The organism is Cryobacterium sp. TMT3-29-2 (genome assembly GCF_004564305.1).
Taxonomy (GTDB): Bacteria; Actinomycetota; Actinomycetes; order Actinomycetales; family Microbacteriaceae; genus Cryobacterium; species Cryobacterium sinapicolor.
In genome coordinates, this window is record NZ_SOGK01000044.1 from 1 (window position 1) to 5,287 (window position 5,287).

Annotated in this window: 2 protein-coding genes and 1 pseudogene; 2 read left to right on the top strand and 1 reads right to left on the bottom strand. The window is 63.1% G+C overall.

Features of this window, described 5'->3' with window-relative positions; genetic code table 11:
* Positions 1–169: 169 nt before the first annotated feature.
* Positions 170–469 (bottom strand): annotated as a pseudogene (locus tag E3O67_RS05805) (ATP-binding protein); the annotation flags it as partial.
* Between the two features lie 326 nt (positions 470–795).
* Between E3O67_RS05805 and E3O67_RS05810 the strand changes: the two are divergent.
* Together E3O67_RS05810 and E3O67_RS05815 are read left to right on the top strand one after the other, a co-directional pair.
* Positions 796–3,918, top strand: a complete 3,123-nt coding sequence (locus E3O67_RS05810; RefSeq protein ID WP_135102217.1) for a PAS domain S-box protein — start codon at positions 796–798, stop codon at positions 3,916–3,918.
* Complete coding sequence (locus tag E3O67_RS05815) at positions 3,915–4,874, top strand: diguanylate cyclase (protein ID WP_134429710.1); 960 nt, start codon at positions 3,915–3,917, stop codon at positions 4,872–4,874. The genes E3O67_RS05810 and E3O67_RS05815 overlap by 4 nt, the downstream gene beginning before the upstream one ends.
* Positions 4,875–5,287: the final 413 nt, after the last annotated feature.

Consider the following 5,287-nt stretch of genomic DNA (forward strand, 5'->3'; position numbering starts at 1 on the left):
ACAACATCGCGGCGGAACTCGGGCGGGTAGGGCTTGGGCATGATGACATCTTTCCAGCGAAGACGAATCTCCACAGGTCAGGAGTCAACCAAACCGGGGGCAGTCCCGGACACTCCCCGGGTGTGGAGTTTGGCGCTCTGTGGCGGTGTACTGTGATCGCTTTGTGTCGCTAGTTGGCGATGACGAGGATGCTGGCGGCGGCTTCGATGACGTCGTCGGTGATTGTGTCGAGCTGGTTGATCTTGAGTACCCGGTTGATCTGAGGGAAGAGCCGCTCGAGAAGGCGGAAATTGCCGCGGGTGATCCGCTCGATGGCGGCGATGGCTTGCGCATCGGTGAAATCGTCAGGATCGAGAGTCTTGCCGAGTCGCTTCCAATGACGATCGAGAACGAACAAGAGCTCTTCGCGTCCCAAGGCACGGTACTGGTGGGAGAATCCGAGCCGGCTGTAGACCTGGGGGTAGTGGCGGACGCCGCGGTGGCCTCGGAAAAGCAAAGCAACGTGCATCAGATGTGGCCAGCCCGGCAGGTGCACGCCATCTCGTAGAAAAGAAAGGCTGCACTGGAGGAAGGAACAGATCTGTACACCTCCGTCATCTGCGGTACGTCCCGGTCCGGCACTCCACGATCGTACGGCCGCGCTATGCGGGGACAGGATCATGGTGCGTGCGGCAATTTGTGGTGTTTTCGGGCCCGGGCCCGGATAGCCTGTCCGTGGGGAGGTCCGTGTGGGCCTATCCCAGCCGTCCACGGGTGTGGCCGGCTTTGTCTATCCAGGTAGTACCGGGGGTCAAGATGGCAGTCGAAGTGGCGCGGGTCGAGGACGTGGATTTCTATCGGGACCTGGTGGAGTCCGCACCAGACGCTTTGCTGATGATCGACGGACCCGGGCACATCACGTTCGTCAATGCCCAGATCGAACGGCTCTTCGGTTATCCGCGGAGTCAGCTGCTGGGCAAGCATTTCGGAATGCTCCTTCCGGCGTGGTACGAGGACCACAACGAGGTCATCCGGGACGGCTTCGCGACCGACCCGCGGATGCGCCGGATAGGGACGGACCTGAAATTGTTCGGCCGTCGCCGTGACGGCACGGAGTTTCCGATCGAGATTAGCTTCGTTCCGTTTGGCACCGGACCCGGCATGGAAATCGTCGCGTCCGTCCGGGATGTGAGTGAACGCCGGCATATTGACGGGGAGCTCCGTGATGCGCTGTCTTTGCTCAGTGCCACCCTGGAATCGACCGCGGACGGCATCCTGGTTGTGACGGCCGATGGGCGGATTGCGGGTTCCAACGAACAGTTCGCCATTCTGTGGGGTATCCCGGCGGAGCTCATGGTCTCCCATGATGACGGGAAAATGATGGCGTTTGTCGTGGATCAGGTGGCCAATCCGGAAAGCTTCGTGGACAAGGTGCGGGAACTATATGCGGATCCCGGCGCTGAGAGCTTGGATGTCTTGGACTTCCGTGACGGACGCACCTTTGAACGGTACTCCCGGCCCCAACGCGTCGGGGAAGAGATTGTCGGACGGGTCTGGAGTTTCCGCGATATCACGTCCCGCCGCCGCGCGCAGGACCAGGCCCGGGATGCACTCGCGGAGCTGGAAGGCCTGGGGGCGATCGTCAATTCGGCTCCAGACGCGATCGTGGGCAAGGATGTGAATGGCGTCATCACCAGCTGGAACCCCGGCGCCGAACGGCTGTACGGGTATACCGCCGCCGAGGCGATCGGCCGGGACCTCAGCTTCCTCATTCCGGATCATCTCCGGGAGTCCGAGGAGGCGATTCTGGCCGGTATTGCTGCGGGCGGCGACGCCCGGAGCTACGAGACGGAGAGGGCGAGAAATGACGGGTCCATCGTGCCTGTTGCCTTGACCGTTTCCCCCATCCGCGGCGAACACGGGGTCCGCGGGATCGCTGCGATCGGACAAGACATCACCGGGCGCCGGGCCGCCGAGGAGGAGCTGTTGGCCGCGCGTGAAGCGGCGTTGGAAACGAGCCGGTTGAAGTCGGAGTTCCTGGCGACAATGAGTCATGAGATCCGGACGCCGATGAACGGCGTCGTCGGTTTGACCGCCCTACTCTTAGACACTGCCCTGGATGAGACGCAACGCAAGTACGCAGAGGGTGTGAATAGTGCGGCTGAGGCCCTGCTGTCATTGCTCAACGACATTCTGGATTTTTCGAAGCTGGAGGCGGGGAAAGTCGAATTGGATGTCACCTCCTTTAATCCGCGGCTTTTGGTGGAGGAAGTTGCCGCGCTTCTGGCCGAAGCTGCCCAAAGCAAGGACTTGGAGCTCATCGCTTATTGCCAACCGGAGGTCCCGGCGTGGCTCGCCGGTGATGCCGGTCGGATCCGGCAGATCCTGCTGAATCTAATATCCAATGCCGTGAAGTTCACTGCAGCCGGTGAGGTGGCCATCCAGGTAACAGTGACGGGGCGTGACGCAGGGAAGGCCGTGGTGCGCTTTGATGTTCGTGATACCGGGATCGGTATCGCCCCGGGCGATCATCTTCGCTTGTTCGAATCATTTTCCCAGGCTGATGCCTCCACCACACGCCGGTACGGCGGAACCGGGCTGGGTCTGGCTATCTGCCGGCGGCTGACGGAGGCGATGGGCGGGGAAATCGGTTTGACCAGTGCACTGGGTGAAGGCAGCACGTTCTGGTTCACGATCCCGCTGCCCGTGGCCGAAGCCCCCGCAGCGGCCCCGGAACCCCCGGTCCCAGGTGTGTTGGCCGGGCTGCGGGTGCTGGTGGTTGATGACAACGCGACCAATCGTCTCGTCCTTCAATCCCAGCTGACAGCGTGGGGACTCCAGCCAGAAGCTGTCACGGACGCGGCCGCGGCCCTGGACCGGTCCCGGGCCGCGGCCGCCGCCGGGCACCCCTACGACATCGCCGTGCTCGACATGTGCATGCCGGAAATGGACGGATTGGAACTGGCCAGCGAACTCACCGCTGACCCTGCCCTGCAGAGCATCAAGCTCCTGATGCTGACCTCCACATCCCAGGTCACCAAGACCGATCTGGTCGAGGCAGGCATCCGCGAATGGCTCACCAAACCTGTCCGCAGCTCAGAGTTGTATGACCGCCTCATGCGCCTGATGGCCACCTCCGCACCGGCGGCGCCTGCGCCCGCACCGACCAGGCCTGCCCGATCGGCGATACCTTCCCGCGGACGGATCCTGGTGGTCGAGGACAACGAGGTCAATCAGCTGGTCGCCCGCGAAATGGTCGCCAAACTGGGATACGACGCCGACGTGGTGGCCGACGGTGTCGCTGCGGTCTCCGCCACTGCCGCCCACCACTACTTAGCTGTGCTCATGGATTGCCACATGCCGGTCATGGACGGCTTCGAGGCCACCCGGACCATCCGGGCCCGAGGAGACCACCCCGCACGCCTGCCCATCATCGCCATGACCGCCGGAGCACTGGATGAAGACCGAGAGCGTTGCCTAGCGGCCGGGATGGACGACTACCTCGCAAAGCCCGTGAACATGGCCGCCCTGGGCGAGACCCTGGCGCGATGGGTGCCCCGGACCGCACCAGACGAGGGTACGCCACCCGCGGTGGACCCGGCCCGACTTGCAATTCTGCGTGACCTGGGACCAGCCGACGGGCAAGGGTTGCTGCCCGCAGCAACCCAGGCCTTCCAGCGAGGTGTCCCCTCCAGCCTCGCCGCCCTCCACCAGGCCATGAAGAGCGGCGGCGGAGACGCCCTTGAACAGGCGGCCCACAAACTGAAAGGCGCCGCGGCCAACATCGGAGCCACTGGCGCCGTCGCACTGTGCCAAGAACTGGAGTACCTCGGACGCGAAGCCGATAGCCAACCCGACCCGGAGCTGCTGGCCCGACTCGAGACCGAGCTTGCACGGGTGGATACGGCGTTGGAGAACGCGCTGTCCCAGACATCATGAAGGTCCTCGTCGTGGACGACGATCCGGGTTCGCTTCTGGTCGCTCAGGCGGCCGTTGAAAGGTCCGGACACGAATGCCTTACGGCTGCTGACGGGGATACCGCGTGGCGGCTATACCAGAGCCACCGGCCCCAGGTCGTGGTCACGGACTTGATGATGCCTGGACTCGACGGGTTAGCCCTCTGCCGGGCCATCCGTGCCGATGAAGAAGACTCTTACACGTATCTGGTCCTACTGACCTCGCTCGGAGCCCAGGAAGATATCCTGGCGGGCATGAGCGCCGGCGCCGACGATTACGTGACCAAGCCCCTGGACCCGTTCACACTGCATACCCGCCTGATCGCGGCACTCAGAGTGACATCCCTGCACACCGAACTTGCCGGTTACCGCCAGGCATTGGCCGAACAAGCCCGCACCGATCCGCTGACGGGTCTGCGCAACCGGCTGACCCTGCCTGAAGACCTAGAACTGCTACACAGCCGGAGCGAAAGGTACGGACACGATTACTGCCTGGCCATGTGCGACGTGGACAATTTCAAGAGCTACAACGACATCTACGGCCACCCCGCCGGGGATACAGCGCTGAAAGCAGTCGCTGCTGCACTCGCCAGCCAGGCCCGGCGAGGTGACAGCATCTACCGGTACGGCGGAGAGGAGTTCATCATCCTGCTCCCGGAGCAGTCCTGGGCCGGAGCACAGGTCGCCATGGAACGATCCCGAGCAGCGCTGCAGGACCTGGGCATTGCCCACACCGGCGACCCCTCCGGCGTCCTTACGATCAGCGCGGGGATATCCACCTACATGCCGGGCCGCCGGGTGGGCAGCGAACAAATCCTCAACGAAGCTGACACCGCACTGTATGCGGCCAAGACGACAGGCAGGAACACGGTGACCGTATCGGAGGCGGTGCACGAGTTGCGGCCACCCGAGCCAAATCGCGAACATGGCCGAATCTGAAAGTCAACTCAAGCACCCAACCTCGAACATTGCCTCAGGCTGCCCGACCGTCGCTCCATTCATGCGAAGACCGGAATACCAACGCATGCCCGCAAAGACCAACGTAGAGCAGACCTACGCACCTTTTGATTCGAAAAGCTAAATGATTTCCAAGGCGCTGCTCCTCGCCCGCCAGCGACGGCGAATCTCCCACAATAGCGGGCCTCATAGGTGTCGCGATATGGCGTCTCATCGACTACCTCGTCCGTTCTCTCCTGCCGATTGGCGCGCGCAGGGACGCCTCAGATGCAGGGTCAGCGTCTTGGGCGAGTTCAGTTGGTGAGAGCAACACCCTGAGTTCTGTGGGGTGTTGTCGATGGCTCGACCGTTGTCGCCTTTGAGTGTCCGTTTGTCGTTCTGGGAGGGGGTGGACG

What these genes read in the sequence shown, in the direction of transcription:
- E3O67_RS05810 (WP_135102217.1), top strand. Translation starts at nt 796, where the DNA reads ATGGCAGTCGAAGTGGCGCGGGTCGAGGACGTGGATTTCTATCGGGAC.
- E3O67_RS05815 (WP_134429710.1), top strand. Translation starts at nt 3,915, where the DNA reads ATGAAGGTCCTCGTCGTGGACGACGATCCGGGTTCGCTTCTGGTCGCT.